The sequence below is a fragment of the Limosilactobacillus sp. genome, assembly GCF_051873075.1.
In the GTDB taxonomy this organism is placed as follows: Bacteria; Bacillota; Bacilli; order Lactobacillales; family Lactobacillaceae; genus Limosilactobacillus.
In genome coordinates, this window is the sequence record NZ_JBJEEM010000002.1 from 7,298 (window position 1) to 24,789 (window position 17,492).

A 17,492-nucleotide genomic window follows, 5' to 3' on the forward strand; every position below is an offset into this window, starting at 1 on the left:
TCGATATTTCGTTTATGCCGGATCCCCATTCGTTCTCTGATCACGACGTCAGCGGTCATTTTTAATTTAATTGTCTAGAACAAACGAGGGGCTGAGAAAAACTTTTGCTTTTTCTCAGCCCCTCGTTTGTTCTTAACTTTTCATAGAGCAATCACGCTCCTAGTGCCTAAGTCGGAGTGCGCTGCTTTTCCCAGCTTTTTGTTTTATTTCCACCAATGCCGGCTGACCATGAAGATGGCTGAGATTGCCATCAAAATGAGGGTGATGATGATGGTGAACACCCATGAATACTGGCCATTGGCGAGGGGGAGTTTGACGTTTTCCCCATAGAAGCCAGAGACGATAGTCGGGACCGAGAGGACAATGGAGTAGATGGTCAGATACTTCATCGTCTGGTTCAGGTCACTGTCGATCACCTTACTGTAGGCATTGGAGACCCGTTCAGAAACATCCGAGGTCATCTGGGCCATTTCCAGCCCCTGCTGTGCTTCGACAATGACGTCATCAAGGTCGTTATTCTGCCGGGTCGACATCTTGGGAGCATAGCGACGCTTGAATTCCTCCAGCAGGGAGACATTCCCCTTGAGCGAGGTCAGAATATAGACCAAGCCGGTTTCAATTTCCATGAACTCACTGATCGCCTTGCGTCCCGTTCGCCGTTGCAGGTTGCGCTGAATCTGCTGCCGTTGCTGGTCCACCCGTCGCAGGGGACCAAAGTAGTTGGTGGACAGACGGTAAAGAATCGGGAAGACCAGGTTGAGTTTGTCGGTGATCGGAGCCCGCCGCTTCAGGATCCGCAATTGGTTCGCAATGATTCCGTTGACGAAGTTGGTCTTAGCGTTGGTGAAGGTGATGATGTTGTTTGTCGTCAGCATGATCCCGATCGGAGCGGTCTGTGGAGCGGTGACGGCGTGGGTGGGCACGTAGACGTCAAAGATCAGCAGGGTTACCCCAGCGTCCGGGTCAACTTCGACCCGCGCCTTTTCGTAGGGGTCAATTGCGTAGTCAAGCAGTTCCTTGGTAACCTCATACTTCTTGATCAGGTCTTCACGCTCACGGGGGAGTGGTTCGAAAACACTGATCCATTTACTGCGGTCGTTAATTTCTTCGGTACTCAACAACGCAATTCACCTTCTTCTTTCACAATCTTATACTTACTATTCAACTCTTTTTGCCCGGAAAAGTAAAGGCGGCCTAGCAAGGCAAGGTAAAATGCTGGCGTATTTCCCGGGAAATAAATTAGAATAGAGAAAATATTTGATGGGAGGAATGAGCTGTAATGTGTACCAGTATCTATCAAGTGACCCGCGACCACACGCATCTGTTGGCCCGTACCATGGACTGGCCGGTCCTGGCCGTCTCGCCCCTCTTCGTACCGCGCCACTTTCGCTGGGCGACCGCCTTCGACCACCGGGTGTATGAGAACCGATATGCGATGGTCGGCGGGGGCAGTCTGTCTGCCGACCGGATTGACGTCTCGGACGGGGTTAATGAGCACGGCCTGATGGCGCAGAAACTGACCTTTGACAACGGGGCCCGCTACCAGGATGCGCGTCGGGCCGGTAAGGTGCAGCTGGCCGCTTACGAATTCATCTTCTGGGTGCTCGGCAACTTCCGGTCGGTGCAAGATCTAATTAACCACCTGGATGAGGTGGAACTGATGAGTGAGCAGAATAGTGATACCAAGTACGGGAACCCGGAGCTCCACTTTGCCCTGGCCGATCGCACCGGCCGGATTGTGGTGGTTGAGCCGAGTCAGACCCCGCTGAAGGTGATCGACAATCCCCTCGGAGTGGTGACCAATAGTCCAGATTTTGACCGACAGCTAGCCCAGATGGAACGTTACGTGGAATTCACCCCAGAATTTGAGCACGGTCGGGTACCGCTCAATACCCCCCGGGTAACGACTGGTCGGCTTTCGGGGAAGACCAACCCGCCTGGTTACTACTCACCAAGCGCCCGCTTCGTCCGGGCGGCCTACCTGAAGGAACGGTCTGACGTCCCGGCCGATGAGGCAACCGGCCTGATTAGCGAATGGCACCTGCTGGACAGTGTGACTGTCCCGCAGAATCGGCGCCACCAGCGGACCTACTCCGTTTATCGGGCCGTAACGGTAGCAGAGAGTCGTAGCTACTACTTCCAGTCCTACCACCGGGGTGATATCACCAAACTCCAGCTGACCGACGACATGCTCGAGTGGACCAAGCCTAAGGTCTATCACGTGCCGGATCGGCTGACTGTCCGGGAGGTGAAGTAGATGTCTGAAACGATTCGCTGGCACCTCACCGAAACACTGCCGGAAGATCAAATAACGTGTTCGCTACGGGACCTGTTGCATCAACAGTGGCTGCTACCCGACCGGCTGATTCATTATCTGCGTCGGCGTCAGCACGTCTTAGTAAATGGCCGCTACCAGCCGGTTAATGAGCCGGTTGCTGCTGGGGACCGGGTGGAGATGTTCTTCGTCGGGGATGAGGTACGCACCCCGGCTGCCAACGATTACCGCCCCACCGAAGATCCCCACCTGACCGTCCTGTTTGAGAATCGGGACCTCTTGGTAGTCAACAAGCCGCAGGGGCAGAAGAGCCACCCCAACGAGGAAGGGGAAACCGGGACGGTGATGAACGACGTGGCTGGCTACTTGGCTGGGAGCAACGACGGGGCCTACATGGTGCACCGCCTAGACCTCCAGACCAGCGGCGCCATGATTGTTGCCAAAAACCCGATTGTCGTTCCGGTCCTGAACCGGCTGATTGCCGATGGCCGGATTCACCGGGAATACGTAGCGGTGGTCGAAGGGCGCCTGGAAGGGACCGGATGCTGGGACTGGCCGATTGGACGGGACCCCGAGGATCCGCGGTGGCGGGCGGTGAATGGTCTGCATGCCCAGCCGGCTCGAACCTATTACCGGAGCCTGGCTGCGAACGACCAACGTTCTTTGGTTCAGTTGCGACTGGCAACGGGGCGGACCCACCAACTCCGGGTTCACCTTGCCCACAGTGGGCACCCGATCGTCGGGGACCCGATTTACAACCGGGCTTCTGCTGAACAGATGCTCCTTCATGGGGAATGCCAGCGGTTGGTAGTCCCGTTCACTTTTCAAAAACTAAAAATAGTGGCCCCTCGACCAACATATTTCGAAAAATATCTGGTAAAATACAAGTTGAGTTAGGTAGATAAAAATTTATTCAAAGGGGGACACTAATTGTCACTTTTAGAGAAGTTATATGGACCGTTCTTTGATCCACATAACTGGGCAACTGTCATCACATCCGGCCAGGACTGGCTCATTATTTTTTCACTGGTAATGATTGAATGTCTGCTGTCGGTCGATAATGCGGTCGTTTTAGCTGCCCAAACACGAGTACTACCGACGTTAAAGGAACAAGAAGAATCATTGTTCTACGGAATCTGGGGGTCCTACCTCTTTCGTTTCCTGATCATTGGGGTGGGGACCTACCTGATCAACTTCTGGGAGATCAAGGTCATCGGGGCTGCCTACCTGATGTATCTGGTCTACCGCTTCTTCCACAATAAATTCTTTGGCAAGCGACCGATGCGTAAGGTCCGCAACCGGGCCACCAGCCTGACGGGGCGGAAACGCTTTTGGTCGGTTGTGGCCCAGATCGAATTCATGGACATCATTTTCTCCGTGGACTCCGTACTGGCCTCACTGGCAATTTCACCGAATCCGGTGATTGTCTTGATTGGGGGCCTGATCGGGATTGCCTGCATGCGAGGGGTCGCGGAGATTATCATGCGTTTGATGCGCAAGATTCCGGAGCTGGAACCGATGGCTTACGTGCTGATCTTTATCATTGCAATCAAGCTGTTCCTGACGATTCCGGCCATTGACGTTGAGATTCCGGCCGACATCTTCGGGATGTTCATGCTGGCAGTATTCGTCTTGACAATTATTATCCACTTTGTTCGGCGTAAGCCTAAGCAGAAGGGGGAATAACGGATGGCAATTGAGGCGACGGCGACCGACTTTGACCAGCAGGTGATCGGCCCGCTGACGGTCGTTGACTTCTGGGCCCCGTGGTGTGGTCCCTGCAAGATGATGGATCCCATCATGGAGAAGCTCGAGCAGACATACGGTGACCGGATCAAGTTTGTCCGGTTCAACGTGGATGGCAACCAGGAGATTGCCCAGCGTTACCACGTCATGAGTGTCCCGAGCCTGGTCCTGTTCCGCAACGGGCAGGCCAAGGAAAAGGTGACGGGGGTCTACCCGGAAGCCAAGCTGGCCCACTACTTTGAGCGTAAAATTGCGGAATAATTGTTTTGAATATTAATGAAAAGCCTTCAGCGGTAGTGTGCTACTGAAGGCTTTTTGTGTTATTTTGAGAATTGAATTATTTAACGTTTATCAAATTGCGACCTACAATAGAAATAAGAAGGGAGCGGTGAAGTAATGACAAGCAAGGATTTGATGACCATCATGAAGAACAACCACGTCAAGATTGACCAGGAGAAGACCGGGGAGTGTGCCGACGTTTTTGAGATCGATCACCACCGGTTTGGTTACCTGGACCGGTACGGCAACCTCTACCTCAACGAGTACGGGGAGGAGAAGTCGCGGCCGTTAAGCCTGGGAAAGACGTTCTTTGGCAGGTGGATCCACCGGGCTGCGGAAGGCTTTCGGACCAACCTTCGCCGCCTTGATAAGTGGCAGGTGGCCTGATTTGAATTAAAATAATGCACTAAATGATAGAAAAGACCCGCGCTGGAAATTACTCAGCGCGGGCCTTTTCTGATTAATCCTCAAAGTATTGGTACAGCCGGTCGACGGTCAGGGCCTGCTTTTCTGCTCCCGAGAAGTCCGCCTTAATCTGACCATCCTTGAGGACGATCAGCCGGTTGCCGTAGGTGAGGGCATCTTCCAGGTGGTGGGTGATCATCAGGGCGGTCAGGTGGTCGTGGGTGATCCGTTCATTGGTAGCGTGCAGGAGGTTCAGACTGGTGTGCGGGTCCAGTGCCGCCGTGTGTTCATCCAAGAGCAGGATGTCCGGCCGCTTCAGGGTGGCCATCAAAAAGCTGAGCGCCTGCCGCTGCCCACCGGAGAGGGCTCCGGTCGCAGTAGTCATCCGGTTTTCCAGCCCGTTGTTCATTGTCGCGGCCAGCTTAGTGAAGCGGGCCATGTTGGACTTGAGCTTCCGGAGGACCAGGTGCCGGCGTTCACCACGCTTGGTGGCCAGGAACATGTTTTCGGCAACGGTCATCCGGGGGGCGGTGCCGAGTTTGGGGTCTTGAAAGACCCGGGCGAGGAAGGCCGTCCGGTCTTCCTCGCTGGTTCGGGTAATGTCCTGGCCGTTGTGGAGAATTTGGCCGTTGTCGGCCCGCAGGTTCCCGCCAATTACGTTGAAGAGGGTCGACTTCCCAGCCCCGTTAGTTCCGACAATCGTGATGAAGTCCCCGGCGTTGATCTGGAGGTTGATCCCCTTTAAGATCATTGTTTCGTTGGCAGTCCCTTTATTTACTAGGGTCTGTACGTTTTTAAGTTCCAAAATTGGTTTATTCATGTGGCCGGACTCCCTTCAGAATAGGTTTCTTGATGTTGAGCCGCTGTTCAAACTGCGGGATCATCATGCAGATGGCGAGGACAATGGATGAAATCAGGTTGAGATCGTTTGCGGAGAAGCCGAGCTGGAGCACTGCCAGCAGGATAATCCGATAGATGATACTGCCGAGGGTCACGGCCACCAGCCGCTGGTTCAAGGTCAGTTCGCCGAAAGCCACTTCACCGATGATGATTGATGCCAGGGCGATGACGATGGTCCCAATCCCCATGTTGATGTCGGCGTAACCGTTGTTTTGCGCGATCAATGCCCCGCAGAGACCGACCATCCCGTTGGAGATCATCAGCCCGATGATTACCATCTTATCGGTGTGAATTCCCAGAGACTTGGCCATCGTTGGGTTGTCCCCGGTGGCAATGAAGGCTTGACCATAATCGGTGGCCAAGAATAGGACCATCAGGATGGTGACAATCACGATGACGATCAGGCCAAGGGTCACGCTGTCAAAATACTGGGGAAGATTGCGGAGAGCGCCGTTAAAGAGGGTCGGCTGGCCCAGCAGGGAGATGTTGGACTTGCCCATGATCCGCAGATTAACGGAGTAGATCGCGGTCATGGTCAGAATCCCAGCCAACAAGCTGGGGATCTTTCCCTTAGTGTAAAGCAGGCCGGTGATCAACCCAGCAACCATCCCGGCCACGACGGCGAGCAGGGTGGCCAGCAGCGGATTTACCCCGTTGGTGATGGCGGTCACCGCGGTGGCGGCCCCCAGGGGGAAGGTCCCTTCAACCGTCATGTCACAGAAATCGAGGATACGGAAGGTCAGGTAGAGGCCCAGGCCCAGGAGTGCCCATAAGAGCCCCTGACCGATTGCGGAAACGACGAGATTCATTTGTAGATCACTCCTTCAGTTTTTGCTTCGTGTTCAAAGTGCTTAGGAACGTTGAGGCCAAGCTTGCGGGCCTGCTTGAGATTTAAGACCGGCTCACCGTGGTGGACAAACTGAATTGGCATGTTACCCGGCTTCTTGCCCTTCAGGATCGCGACGGTCATCTTGGCGCCGCGGACCCCAAGATCATATTGGTTAACGCTGTAAGTGGCGACCCCACCCTGCTTGACCATCGTACCGGCCGCCGGGAAGACCGGCTTATTGGCGGCGTTGGCGTTCTTGACGAGGGTTTGCATGGCGCCGGCAATCGTGTTATCGGTTGGGACGATGACAGCGTCGACCTGACTGAGCATCTGCTCGGAAACCTGGTTGAGGTCGTTGCTATTGGCAATGGAGTAGGCCTTGAGGCTGATGCCCATCTTCTTGCATTCCCGGACGATCTGGTGGTAGCCAGCAACCGCCGAGGAATCGCTGGAGGTGTAGATCACCCCGAGGGTCTTGAGGTTGGGCATGAACTCCTTAATCAACTGGAGCTGTTCGTTGATCGGCGCCTGATCGGAGACCCCGGTGATATTGCCGCCGGGATGCTGATTGTTCTTGACCAGTCCCGCCCCCTTAGGATCCGTTACTGCCCCGAGGACGATCGGCGTGCGGCTGGTGGAGTTGGCAACCGCCTGCGCTGCCGGGGTTGTGATCCCAAAGATTACGCTGGAGTTATCGTCCACGAGCTTGGCGGCCATCGTCTTGAGGTTGCTCTGATCACCATTGGCGTTTTGATACTCGATCTTGATATTTTTGCCGTTGTGGTAACCTTCCCGGGCCAGCTCATCGACGTAACCCTTGTAGATCTGATCGAGGGCCGGGTGGTGCATCAGCGTCAGCACCCCGACCTTGGGGATGCGCTGGCGGCTAAGCTGGTTGTTCTCGGTGAAGAAGGCAACCCCGAGAAAAACAAAAATAATAGCAATAAAGGTATACATTCTTTTCATCTTAAAGTTTTCACACCTTTCCAAACAAAAAAGCGGGGGCCCACATTAGGACTCTCGCTTTGGTCAGCCAAATAAAAAGTCCGCATGTGGATCCATGCGGACTGAATGCCATTCCAACTTCAGCCGGCACAGATGCAATCTGCTCTCAGGTTGCATCGATGCCGAAACAACCCGAATTACCGGCTTTGCCAACGAGTGTTAACGTTGTGAAGTTGAAATTGGTTCATTGTACTTGCTCCCTTGTCATTTGTTGCACCTAGTATAACCAAGGACAGGGAGACTGTCAATGCTTTTATTAAAATTTTCTAATGATTACTGGTTCATGCTGATGTAGAAGTTTGGCCGGTAGTACTGAATATTACCTTCCTGAACATTCTGACCCGGAGTTGGTGCCTGGATGTAGTTACCGTTACCTTCCGCGATGGCGACGTGGTATGGAGCACTTTCCGTTCCCCAGAAGTAGAGGTCCCCGCTCTGGGCGTTTTCAACGTCGTACTTGTGCTGCCCCAGATTGGTCTGTTGGTAGGTGGTCCGGTAGTCTGAGCCTAAGTTGTAGGAATATTGAACCAGGCCGGAGCAGTCAAAACCGCTTGGCGTGTTACCGCCCCAGACGTAAGGAACCCCGATCATTGATTTCGCAGTGGCCACGGCGCTTGAAGTGTTGGCACTTGTAGTATCGCTGGCACTGTTAGTAGCAGTCTGGGCTGGTTGCGCGCTTGATTGGTCGGTGGTGTTGTAGCTGGCTGCCGTTTCTTCCACCGTTCCGTATGAAATAGCGTAGCTGCTCATGGATTGAAGGGCAGCGGCAGAGTTGGCTTCGTAGCTGGTTTGACTCGTGGCTGCACTGGTGGTGTTGGTTGCAGTCGCAGCAGCGAGGTTGCTGGTGATAGTCGCACTCAGTGGCGTAGCCAGGTCGAGGTCGACTGAACTGGTGCTACCGCTCGTCAGGTTGATCGAATTAGCACTTAGCGGGGATACCGAGCTGTCGCTGGCAGCCGTAGCATCACTGGCGGCAACAGTGCTCGTCAGGCTTGCTGAAGAAACACTGGCAACCGTACTGGTGGCACTAGCGGCCGCGGTGTTGTCCGCAACGGCGGCGGTATCACCGGTTACCTGGCTGACGGCGCTGGTAGCGGAGTCAGGGATGATCAGCTGTTGGCCGACCTGAATGAAGTTAGGGTCAGCCAGCTGGTTGCGCTGGGCGATAGCGTCAACAGTGGAATTGTACTGTTGGGCAAAATTCCAAACGGTGTCACCTGATTGGACCTGCACCTGGGTGTCGGCACTAGCACCGGTAGCGATGGCCAGGGCACCGGCAGCACCAAGGGTTGCGATTAATGTTTTCGATACAATTGCTTTTTTGATAATAATTCACTCCTAAAATACGTTGTACATCTTTTTAGTACAATCTTAACTATATGGGGATAATATGAAAATAATATGAAGAGAATCTGAAAGAACAACGATGAAAATTGTCAGCAGATTGTAACAAAGAGTACCGATTGCTGGAATGGTGCGCTTTGTGATACCATTGATCACAGTTTATTTATATAAGATGAGGTGAAAATAATGGCAGTGTTAGATGTTGAAGGCCTGACGATGAGCTACGCCGACAAAAAACTCTACGAAGACGCCAGCTTTCAATTGGAAAAACACGAACATATGGGGATCGTTGGCCAAAACGGGGCCGGCAAAAGTACCCTGATCAAGATTCTGATCAGCAAGGTCCTGCCGGTCGACGGCAGCGTTAAGTGGCAAAAGGGTGTCAAGATCGGCTACCTCGACCAGTACGTCGATATTCCGGCGGGGATGACCCTAATCGAGTTCCTGCACACGGCCTTTCGGGAACTCTACCAGCTAAACGACCAGATGAACAAGTACTACGCCGAGTACGCCGACAAGATGGATGATGACTTGCTGACCAAGGCGGGACGGATCCAGGAAAAGCTCGACGCTAACAACTTTTATGAGATTGAGACCCGGATTGAGCGGGTAATGAACGGGCTGGGCCTGACTGATATTGGCAAGGACCATGTTGTCTCTGAGATGAGTGGCGGTCAGCGTTCCAAGATCATCCTGGCTAAGATGCTTTTGGAAAATCCGGATGTCATCCTGCTCGACGAACCGACCAACTACTTAGATACTGCCCATATCGAGTGGCTGATCGACTACCTCAACGACTTCGATGGGGCAGCGATGATCATCTCCCACGACTACGATTTCTTGGAGAAGGTTACGAACACCATCTGTGACGTTTCATTTGGTAAGATCACCAAGTATCGGGGAAGCTTCCAGCAGGCAATGCGCCAGAAGGAAGAACGTAAGGAGGCCCAGGAACGGGAGTACGAAAAGCAACAGGTCGTAATCGAAAAGGCGGAACGCTTTATTCGCAAGAACAAGGCGGGATCTAAGTCGACCATGGCGAAGTCCCGGGAGAAGATGCTGGCCCGGATGAAGAAGATCGATCCGCCGGCCGACAACCTGAAGGCGACCTTCCATTTCCCGTACGAAAATACTGGTTCGGCCAACGCGCTGCGGGTTGAGAAGCTGTCCGTCGGCTACGGTCGGCCGCTGCTGGCTCCCGTGACCTTCTCGATGACGATGGGCGAAAAGCTCCTCTTCACCGGGTTCAACGGGGTTGGAAAGTCCACTTTGATCAAGTCGATTTTGAAGAAGATTCCCGCCCTGGCTGGGACGGCGACCTTTTCACCATCGGCTAGGATCAATTACTTCGATCAGGACCTGGTCTGGGACGATCCGTCGCTGACACCGTTGCAGACCATCCAGAACATGTTCCCAACCATGCAGCCGCGGACGATCCGGACGAAGCTGGCCCGGGCAGGAATCAATGCTGCTAATACGATGAAGCCCCTTCAATTGCTTTCCGGGGGTGAACAGACGAAGGTCAAGCTGGCCATTCTGGAGTTGACCCCATGTAATTTCTTAATCATGGACGAGCCGACCAACCACCTGGACGATGAAACTAAGGAAGGGCTGAAGAAGGCCCTTCAAGAATTCCCTGGTAACTTAATCTTGGTCAGCCACGAGGAGAGTTTCTACACCGGATGGCTGGACAAGATCTTAAACGTCGAGAAGCTGAGCCTGAAGTCATAACGGGAGGGAACCATGCCCTATACTATTTCGGAAATCATTGTCCTGTTCTTCACCTACTCGGTAGTGGGGTGGTTATGGGAAACGTTCTATTGCTCAATCAAGGATCATCACTTCGCCTACCGGGGCTTTTTATTTGGCCCTTATTGCCCGGTGTACGGGTTTGCGGTGACCACGATCCTGATTGCGACCTACCGGGTTCAAAATAGTCTGGTACTCTTATTCTTGGTCGGAATTGTTGTTGCCACCATCTTTGAATATGTGGCGAGCCTGTTTTTGGAAAAGGTGTTTCACATGAAACTTTGGGACTACTCCAAACTTTGGGGTAACTTGCAAGGTCGGGTGGCACCGGCGATCTCGCTTTTCTGGGGAATCGGGATAGTTCTGCTGGTCCGGTTTATCCAACCCTTCATCCAACGGGTGATCAACTGGGAAGAGGCTCATACGCACGGAATGCTGGCGCTCTTGGTTGTCCTAGTGATGGGAACCGATACGATTCTGACGATCATCAGCGTTCGCCACTTCCACACGACTACTCAGCAATGGGAGCAACGGTCGGTGGCCTACCGGGAGAAGCTTAAGCAACGATTGGCCAGTGCCCTGCCTGATGAGCGGCCAGGCCTGATCCAACAATTGGATAACTGGCATACAGACCTGGTAAAGCGACGTGAGGAGTTGCACCTGCACCGGCTGAACTGGAATGAACGGCGGCTGGTTAAGAGCTTCCCAAGACTTAAGGTGCTGGACGCTAAGCACTTTGATGAACTGAAGAAGGACCTGCTGAAGAAAGAATAGTTAATGATTAAAAAGCGAAGTTTTCGTGAAGATCTCACCAAAACTTCGCTTTTTTGCTGGGAAAAAATTATAATGAGGGAACCAAACGAATGGAGGCGAATTTATTTGAAAAAACGCCGATCAATAATTATTGCTGCAGCCCTTGGCATCATCCTCGTTGTTACCCTCACCTTGGGAGCCTTTGAATTTAACGAGCGGCCGACGACTACCCACCACCGCGAGACCCACTCGTCTAAGATCACTGTCAAGCAGTTCGTCAAGCAGGTGGCCCCTGCCGCCCAGCAGGAGCAGCAAAAGTACCACATCCCGGCCAGCATTACGATCGCCCAGGCCGGCATCGAGTCCAATTGGGGACGGAGCAAGCTAGCATACAAGTACAATAATCTCTTTGGAATCAAGGCTAACTCGAAGAAAAATCGGGTGCGGATGTACACGACCGAAAACATCAACGGTAAGAACAAGGAGGTTAAGCAATACTTTCAGGTTTACGATAGCTGGAGCGCTTCGATCAAGTCACACACCTACCTGATCGTACGCGGTACCGCCGATAATCACCGGCGCTTCCGCGGGGTGCAGAAGGCTAAAAACTACAAACAGGCGGCCTATGAGCTTCAAAAGAATGGGTATGCGACTGACCCAGACTATGCAAGCAAGCTGATCTATGCGATTCAAAAGTTTGACCTCAATAAGTATGATAAATACTAAAAAATGACGATCACCGAAATGATGATCGTCATTTTTAGTATTTAGTTGAGATCCGTCTGTGGAGAGGACACCCGTTGACGGCGGAACCAGTGGAAGAGCAGGCCAACCACCGCACCGACAAGTGCTGGCACCAGCCATGACAGTCCCATTGCGGCAAGCGGCAGGTGGGCACGCCAAGCAGCGACGGTGAGGCCAAATTGACTTTGGCTAACGACAGCTGGGAAGGCCACCACCATGTCACCGAGTGCCGGTACGACCGTGAACAGGACCACAAAGAGGTAGACAACGCCATCGCGATGGAAAAGCGGTGAAGCGACGGACAAGAGGATCAGGACCATTGCCAGTGGGTAGAGGAACATCAGCATTGGCGTTGACCAAGCGATGATCTGGTCAAGGCCGAAGTTGGCGGTCAAGAATGAGGCCAGGCAACTGAGCGCTAACCAGGTGTGGTAGCTAACCTTTGGGAAGTGCTTGTGGAAGTCTTGGGCAAAGGCGGCAACCAGACCAACCGCGGTCGTCAGGCAGGTAACCGTCAGCAGGAAGGCTAAGACGACCTGACCGAAGGCACCGGCGTAGGCATTAACCAGTTGGGTGAAGGCCACCCCGCCATCTGCGGAGACCTTGAACCGGCCGAGGGACATTGCCCCGAGGACGATCAGCAGGACGTAGATAACGGCGATGGCAGCGACGGCGAGGACCCCGGACTTGGCGACGACACGGGAGACGTCACTGGCCCGGCGCTGGCCCATAGAGCGAACCGCCGTAACGACGGTGACCCCAAATGCCAATCCGGCTAGGGCATCCATCGTGTTGTAACCTTCAAGGAAGCCGTTGACCAGAGCGTGGTGGACGTAGGTAGTCGTTACTGGTGCCACAGCAGGGTTACCAAGCGGGCTAGCAAAAGCAACTACGAAAACCAGGAATAACAGGGCTAAGAAGACGGGATTCAAGACCTTGCCGACATTGGCCAGGATGTTGTTTTCACGGTAAGAGAAGGCAAAGGCAGCCAAGAAGAATAAAGCCGAGAAGACAAAGAGGGCAACCGTCGTGTATTGCTTAGGCAAAAACGGTGCCACCCCGACCGTGAAGGATACCGTTGCGGTCCGGGGCGTCCCGAAGAGGGGACCGATGGTGGCATGGATGAGGACCATAAATACCAGGGCAAAGCCAGCACCGAGCGGTCGGCCGATGTCATAGACCCCCTCGGCCCGGGTAACGGCGACGGCGAGAACAGACAGCAGGGGAAGCAGGACCCCAGTGACTAAGAAGCCCAAGGCGGCGGTTCCCCAGTGGGCACCAGCCAGTTGACCCAGGTGGAGCGGGAAAATCAAGTTCCCGGCTCCGAAGAACAAACCAAAGAGCAGTGAAGCGACGACGAGATACTGTTTCCACGTTAATTTTCGTGATGTGAGATCTTGCATAAGACTCTTCCTCCTAAGAATAGAAAATTAGAAATAATTGCTTGATCACAACAAAAAAGTCCCTTAACCAAAATTACTTTGGTTAAGGGACGCCTTAGCGTGGTACCACCCTATGTTCGTACCGTCATCGCTGACAGTACCTTCCACGTACGGCCGATCTTCGGCGATACGCTGACACGATAATGGGTGTAACCACCGGAACTTACTGGATTTAAGAACCGGACTCGAAAGTGATTTTCACCGGGCAAGCTGAACTGTCCCCTCACACCGAAAAACGGGACTCGCTGAAGCTGCTTGCTGGGCTACTCTTCTTTCTCATTGCGATCGAATAATTAAATTGTTGTTTATTATTCTAATGATTTACTCAGAAAAGTCAACATGAAATTTGAATTTTTTAATTTTGGCTAATTTTCTCACTGGAAGCAGCGTAGGCCGGGTCGCCATTAAGGGCCCGGGCCACGGCACGTTCTACTGCGGTATTGGAGGTCACGTTGGCGATGGCCAGCGGTTTTTCGTAGCGCTTAGCATGGTGGTTAGCCAGCTGACTGATTCGATGGTGGATAGCGTCGATGCAGACGATGACGAAGTCGGCATCGCGGATCTCCCGCTTGAGTTTGCTGCTGGAAACCTTCTCTTCAGCTGAAGCATCGAGACCATGGAAGACCCCGTGGTGCTTGGCGATGACGGGCTTGAGCCCTTGGACCTTGTCACGCACCCCGGTGATCACCAGGACAGTCCGCTGCTTGAGGTCGTAATCAAGCTTCTTTTCGTAGTCGTGTTTTGTGTTGGAAACTTTCTTGACGGTCTTAGGCTTGGCCGGTTGCCGGGTGGTGTCGTAATCCTGCTTTTCATGAATCCAGCGGATGCTGCCGGCGTTGGCATCCTTGAGGCCGTTGCCGTGGTCGAAGTAGGCGAAGTCGATAACCATGCCGGCTTTCAGGTCACGGCCTGGGTACTTGAATGGATCAACCACCACAGTGTTGGCTGGGGCCTGGTCCAGGATGGAGTCGCCCTTCATGGTGTTGGCGATTTGGAGAACGTCGGAGCCGGGCACCGGCCGCAGTTCGGCGTACTCGATCACGTTGATTTTAACTGGTTCGTAGTCGTCGAGGCGGTCACTGGTTACCCGGCGAATGCTAGGCAGCCCGCGGACCAGCTGGTGGGGGTCGAGTTCAACGATGTCACCATCTTCAACGGGGAAGTGGAGCTGGTGCAGGATGGCCTCTGAGTAGTAGCGGTGGTTAATCTCGGCCCCGCTCAGCTTCCGGTGAACCAGGTACAGGTTGTCGGCCGCTAACCGTTCCTCAGCACTGATTTCTTTGGGGGCTTCTGGTTCCGCTGAAACATGGACCCGCGGCGTTTTTTGCGGAACGTCAGTTTCACCAGGCTGGTTGGATGGCCCCGTCAGCAGGGAGTGGAGCGTCCGGCGCGCCGCGGGTGAGATCGGCTGCTCATTGCGTTGGCGAGCTTGGTAGCGCCGGTGAACGGGTTTCTTCTCGTCGTGCTGGGGAGCAGGGGTTGCGACCGGCTCGTCGTAGTGATTAAGAATATTGATGACGGTGGAGAGACTGCGCAGGGTCTGTTGGAGACTGTGCTGGTCGGCACCGGTATTTTCAAGCAAGGTGATTAATTCTTGCCGATAATCGTAAATCTTCATACTGATCGATTCCTTTCAATTCATGACTATCTCAATAATACCAAGATGTCCACTAGATGTCAGTTCAAACGGTCATCCGGGCAGTGAAACGACGGAAAAATCCTGTATAATGGCTGTAGGATAAACTTTTGATAAGGATGAGGCGAGTAGAATGGCAAGACGAACGATAAAATTATTTTCCCATAATGACCTGGATGGCTTCGGTGCCCCTCTGTTGCTGAAAACCGTCCAGCCGATCATGTTTGACGATGTTGAATTTGACATGACCAACTGCGGGGCCGGGCGGATTGACGATGAGTTTGCTCGCTGGATGCGGACCCCTGAGGCCAGTCGCTTCACGGATGTTTACATCATGGACATGACGCCCGACAGCGAGTACACCTTCCAGCAGCTCAACGCCAACTTCGCCAATCACTGGCTGGTATTTGACCACCATGAGAGCGAGGAGGCATTGCGTAATAAATACGCTGCTAACAGTGTGACGGCGGCCGATGACAAAATCAACCCGAGTGCCACCAGCCTGGTCTGGGACTGGCTAAAAAAGCAGCTGCACTTTAATGACCTGCCGAGTTCACGGCAGGATGAGTTGGCTTACCTGGTTGAACTGATTCGGGCCTATGATACCTGGGATTGGCAGAATGATCCGGATATGAGTGCTGAGGAACGGACAGCGGCTGATAACCTTGACCAGCTGTTTTGGTTCTACCCACTTCAGGATTCAGAATCGTTTGTTCAGGATGTTTTAGCAGCGGGCTGGCCGAAGTACCAGCAGGCTAACCAGTTGTTGATTCATACCTTAAATGAGCGGCGGACGAAGTACTTGAAGAGTCACCTCAAGGATCTGATCAAAACGACGATTGCGGGGCATAAGTTTGGGGTGGTCTACGCCGACGATTACAAGTCCGAGATTGCCCATGAATTGTTGGAACAGAATCCCGATGTAGATGCTGCTTTGGTTGTGAGTCCGGTCAGTGTTTCCCTGCGGAGCAACGGAAAGTTGGATGTTGCTAAGTTTGCCGAAAAGTACTTTAACGGTGGTGGTCACGCCGATGCTGCCGGTGGTCGGTTAACCGTCAATCCGGTTCAAGTTGGGGAGCAGGCCGTAATTGACGACCTTACTCAGACGATCAAGAACCAACAAGAAGAGCAAGAGTCCACGGAGAGTACGCTGGCTGATAATCTCGATCCCGAAGTGGCTGCCAAGATGGCGGCCCTGTTTAAGAAGCAGGATTAGTAATTTTAAACGCAAGAAGGTGCCATTCAGGACAACTAAAATCCTGAATGACACCTTTTTCATTGGGAAGGAGCATCAGTTCATGGGGTAGGGAACCAGGTGCAACCGGCCGTGGATGTACTCCCCCAAGAAGATGTCTCGAACATCATTATAGCCGGCTTGGGCGACCTGGTTTCTGACCCACTCTTCATCATGGTGGATCAGTTCGAGGACGTCCTGGTTGATCCGCCCGTCATTGATCAGCGGGAAACGGATATTTTCCTCATCGTTCTCGATTACCACGAGCTGACCGTTTTGTTCTAAGACTCCGCTTTTGACCCGGCTGACCTCGTAGATTCCCCGGCTACGGAGCTGGAACATCAGGTCGTTGGCCGAAATTCCGGCGCGGATGCAGTTGTTGACCAGGACCTGACCGTTGCGGATCAGCAGCTTAGGTTGCCCATCGACGACCCGCTGGACCAGAGAATTATGCTCCTTAGCAAACTTCACCACGAAGACAATCAACGTCCAGATCAGCAGGACCATGATGAACTGTAGGACGGTGATGTTGCTGTTGTAGATAATCCCGCCGATGATTCCCCCGAGGACGTAGTTTTGGACCTGGTCGATCGGGGAGGTGGGTGCCAGGGGACCCTTGCCCAGAATGTTAATTTGCAGGATTAGACAGAGCATCCCGAGAATAAACTTGATTGTGATTAAACCGTAATCCATCTGGATGCCTCCCTAGTCTTGAATGTTGACGCGATGATCGACGACGTGGGTCCTGGTGAGGGTATAGTTATCCTCATTGGGGCTGAAGTTGACTCGGTAGTCCTGCTTCTTAAAGCGGACGATGATCCCATCGTTTAGGGTCGTTGAGTTGACCAGCACCTGGCTGGGCTTGAGATGGTGGTCGCGGGCAACCGCCCGGATGAAGGGGCGCATCTGCGTCGACTGAAAGTACTGCGCCTGGCTCTTTTCCATGTTGGTCACCTGGAGGCCGCAGAAGATGAGCAAAAGCAAGAGGATGATGATCCCCAGGTCGCGGTACTTAGTCTGCAGCTGGTGGTGGAAGTAGTAGAGGAGGGTCCCGAGCAGAAGGACGAGGAGGGTCAGAATGATCGTGTAATTGATCAGGGTGTCAAACTGCTGGTGGGTGGCCAGGTAGTGATCAGTGTAGAAGGTCATAG

General features: G+C 53.3%; 18 protein-coding genes. 9 read left to right on the plus strand and 9 right to left on the minus strand.

The window, feature by feature from the left end; all coding sequences use genetic code 11:
- Nucleotides 1-203: 203 nt before the first annotated feature.
- Nucleotides 204-1,121: a magnesium transporter CorA family protein gene (locus tag ACI31J_RS00125; protein ID WP_439772437.1), complete on the minus strand. Its 918-nt coding sequence runs from the start codon at nt 1,119-1,121 to the stop codon at nt 204-206.
- 158 nt (nt 1,122-1,279) lie between these two features.
- On the opposite strand from ACI31J_RS00125, the gene ACI31J_RS00130 reads away from it, so the two are divergent.
- The 5 genes from ACI31J_RS00130 to ACI31J_RS00150 all read left to right on the plus strand — a co-directional run bounded on the left by ACI31J_RS00130 (nt 1,280) and on the right by ACI31J_RS00150 (nt 4,687).
- Complete coding sequence (locus tag ACI31J_RS00130) at nt 1,280-2,257, plus strand: choloylglycine hydrolase family protein (protein ID WP_439772438.1); 978 nt, start codon at nt 1,280-1,282, stop codon at nt 2,255-2,257.
- Nucleotides 2,258-3,172 (plus strand): RluA family pseudouridine synthase, encoded by a 915-nt coding sequence (locus ACI31J_RS00135; protein ID WP_439772439.1) that lies wholly within the window; start codon nt 2,258-2,260, stop codon nt 3,170-3,172.
- Nucleotides 3,173-3,205: 33 nt separating this feature from the next.
- The gene (locus tag ACI31J_RS00140; protein ID WP_439772440.1) at nt 3,206-3,961 is read left to right on the plus strand and encodes a TerC family protein; all 756 of its coding nucleotides are present in this window, start codon (nt 3,206-3,208) and stop codon (nt 3,959-3,961) included.
- A gap of 3 nt (nt 3,962-3,964) precedes the next feature.
- Nucleotides 3,965-4,282, plus strand: coding sequence for a thioredoxin (gene trxA / locus ACI31J_RS00145; protein ID WP_439772441.1), 318 nt, complete (start codon nt 3,965-3,967; stop codon nt 4,280-4,282).
- A gap of 135 nt (nt 4,283-4,417) precedes the next feature.
- Entirely contained in the window at nt 4,418-4,687 is a 270-nt protein-coding gene (locus tag ACI31J_RS00150) for a hypothetical protein (protein ID WP_439772442.1), read from the plus strand.
- A gap of 73 nt (nt 4,688-4,760) precedes the next feature.
- Here ACI31J_RS00150 and ACI31J_RS00155 read toward each other — a convergent pair whose 3' ends face one another.
- The 4 genes from ACI31J_RS00155 to ACI31J_RS00170 form a co-directional block, all read right to left on the minus strand.
- Complete coding sequence (locus ACI31J_RS00155) at nt 4,761-5,525, minus strand: ABC transporter ATP-binding protein (RefSeq protein WP_439772443.1); 765 nt, start codon at nt 5,523-5,525, stop codon at nt 4,761-4,763.
- A complete protein-coding gene (locus ACI31J_RS00160; RefSeq protein WP_439772444.1) occupies nt 5,518-6,414 on the minus strand; it encodes an ABC transporter permease in 897 nt (298 codons plus the stop codon). The genes ACI31J_RS00155 and ACI31J_RS00160 overlap by 8 nt, the downstream gene beginning before the upstream one ends.
- Nucleotides 6,411-7,400, minus strand: a complete 990-nt coding sequence (trpX, locus tag ACI31J_RS00165; RefSeq protein WP_439772445.1) for a tryptophan ABC transporter substrate-binding protein — start codon at nt 7,398-7,400, stop codon at nt 6,411-6,413. Before trpX ends, ACI31J_RS00160 begins: the two co-directional genes overlap by 4 nt.
- Nucleotides 7,401-7,712: 312 nt before the next feature.
- Nucleotides 7,713-8,672 (minus strand): NlpC/P60 family protein, encoded by a 960-nt coding sequence (locus ACI31J_RS00170; protein ID WP_439772446.1) that lies wholly within the window; start codon nt 8,670-8,672, stop codon nt 7,713-7,715.
- 297 nt (nt 8,673-8,969) lie between these two features.
- Between ACI31J_RS00170 and ACI31J_RS00175 the strand changes: the two genes are divergently transcribed.
- The 3 genes from ACI31J_RS00175 (at nt 8,970) to ACI31J_RS00185 (ending at nt 12,011) form a co-directional block, all read left to right on the plus strand.
- Nucleotides 8,970-10,514, plus strand: a complete 1,545-nt coding sequence (locus ACI31J_RS00175; RefSeq protein ID WP_439772447.1) for an ABC-F family ATP-binding cassette domain-containing protein — start codon at nt 8,970-8,972, stop codon at nt 10,512-10,514.
- 12 nt (nt 10,515-10,526) lie between these two features.
- Nucleotides 10,527-11,306, plus strand: a complete 780-nt coding sequence (locus tag ACI31J_RS00180; protein WP_439772448.1) for a putative ABC transporter permease — start codon at nt 10,527-10,529, stop codon at nt 11,304-11,306.
- Nucleotides 11,307-11,378: 72 nt separating this feature from the next.
- Entirely contained in the window at nt 11,379-12,011 is a 633-nt protein-coding gene (locus ACI31J_RS00185; protein WP_439772449.1) for a glycoside hydrolase family 73 protein, read from the plus strand.
- 41 nt (nt 12,012-12,052) lie between these two features.
- Here ACI31J_RS00185 and brnQ read toward each other — a convergent pair whose 3' ends face one another.
- Together brnQ and ACI31J_RS00195 are read right to left on the minus strand one after the other, a co-directional pair.
- Nucleotides 12,053-13,432 (minus strand): branched-chain amino acid transport system II carrier protein, encoded by a 1,380-nt coding sequence (gene brnQ / locus ACI31J_RS00190; RefSeq protein WP_439772450.1) that lies wholly within the window; start codon nt 13,430-13,432, stop codon nt 12,053-12,055.
- 394 nt (nt 13,433-13,826) lie between these two features.
- Entirely contained in the window at nt 13,827-15,089 is a 1,263-nt protein-coding gene (locus ACI31J_RS00195; RefSeq protein ID WP_439772451.1) for a DUF2325 domain-containing protein, read from the minus strand.
- Between the two features lie 151 nt (nt 15,090-15,240).
- Here ACI31J_RS00195 and ACI31J_RS00200 point away from each other — a divergent pair, with 151 nt between their 5' ends.
- A complete protein-coding gene (locus ACI31J_RS00200; protein WP_439772452.1) occupies nt 15,241-16,323 on the plus strand; it encodes a DHHA1 domain-containing protein in 1,083 nt (360 codons plus the stop codon).
- Nucleotides 16,324-16,398: 75 nt separating this feature from the next.
- Here ACI31J_RS00200 and ACI31J_RS00205 read toward each other — a convergent pair whose 3' ends face one another.
- The gene (locus ACI31J_RS00205; protein WP_439772453.1) at nt 16,399-17,034 is read right to left on the minus strand and encodes a DUF421 domain-containing protein; all 636 of its coding nucleotides are present in this window, start codon (nt 17,032-17,034) and stop codon (nt 16,399-16,401) included.
- Nucleotides 17,035-17,046: 12 nt separating this feature from the next.
- A complete protein-coding gene (locus ACI31J_RS00210; protein ID WP_439772454.1) occupies nt 17,047-17,490 on the minus strand; it encodes a DUF3290 family protein in 444 nt (147 codons plus the stop codon).
- Nucleotides 17,491-17,492: the final 2 nt, after the last annotated feature.

Excerpts from the sequence above, each read along its gene's own strand:
- brnQ (WP_439772450.1), bottom strand. The coding sequence starts at position 13,432 with ATGCAAGATCTCACATCACGAAAATTAACGTGGAAACAGTATCTCGTC.
- ACI31J_RS00210 (WP_439772454.1), bottom strand. The coding sequence starts at position 17,490 with ATGACCTTCTACACTGATCACTACCTGGCCACCCACCAGCAGTTTGAC.
- ACI31J_RS00205 (WP_439772453.1), bottom strand. The coding sequence starts at position 17,034 with ATGGATTACGGTTTAATCACAATCAAGTTTATTCTCGGGATGCTCTGT.
- ACI31J_RS00130 (WP_439772438.1), top strand. The coding sequence starts at position 1,280 with ATGTGTACCAGTATCTATCAAGTGACCCGCGACCACACGCATCTGTTG.
- ACI31J_RS00185 (WP_439772449.1), top strand. The coding sequence starts at position 11,379 with ATGAGGGAACCAAACGAATGGAGGCGAATTTATTTGAAAAAACGCCGA.
- ACI31J_RS00195 (WP_439772451.1), bottom strand. The coding sequence starts at position 15,089 with ATGAAGATTTACGATTATCGGCAAGAATTAATCACCTTGCTTGAAAAT.
- ACI31J_RS00160 (WP_439772444.1), bottom strand. The coding sequence starts at position 6,414 with ATGAATCTCGTCGTTTCCGCAATCGGTCAGGGGCTCTTATGGGCACTC.
- trpX (WP_439772445.1), bottom strand. The coding sequence starts at position 7,400 with ATGAAAAGAATGTATACCTTTATTGCTATTATTTTTGTTTTTCTCGGG.
- ACI31J_RS00135 (WP_439772439.1), top strand. The coding sequence starts at position 2,258 with ATGTCTGAAACGATTCGCTGGCACCTCACCGAAACACTGCCGGAAGAT.
- trxA (WP_439772441.1), top strand. The coding sequence starts at position 3,965 with ATGGCAATTGAGGCGACGGCGACCGACTTTGACCAGCAGGTGATCGGC.
- ACI31J_RS00150 (WP_439772442.1), top strand. The coding sequence starts at position 4,418 with ATGACAAGCAAGGATTTGATGACCATCATGAAGAACAACCACGTCAAG.
- ACI31J_RS00180 (WP_439772448.1), top strand. The coding sequence starts at position 10,527 with ATGCCCTATACTATTTCGGAAATCATTGTCCTGTTCTTCACCTACTCG.
- ACI31J_RS00155 (WP_439772443.1), bottom strand. The coding sequence starts at position 5,525 with ATGAATAAACCAATTTTGGAACTTAAAAACGTACAGACCCTAGTAAAT.
- ACI31J_RS00175 (WP_439772447.1), top strand. The coding sequence starts at position 8,970 with ATGGCAGTGTTAGATGTTGAAGGCCTGACGATGAGCTACGCCGACAAA.
- ACI31J_RS00200 (WP_439772452.1), top strand. The coding sequence starts at position 15,241 with ATGGCAAGACGAACGATAAAATTATTTTCCCATAATGACCTGGATGGC.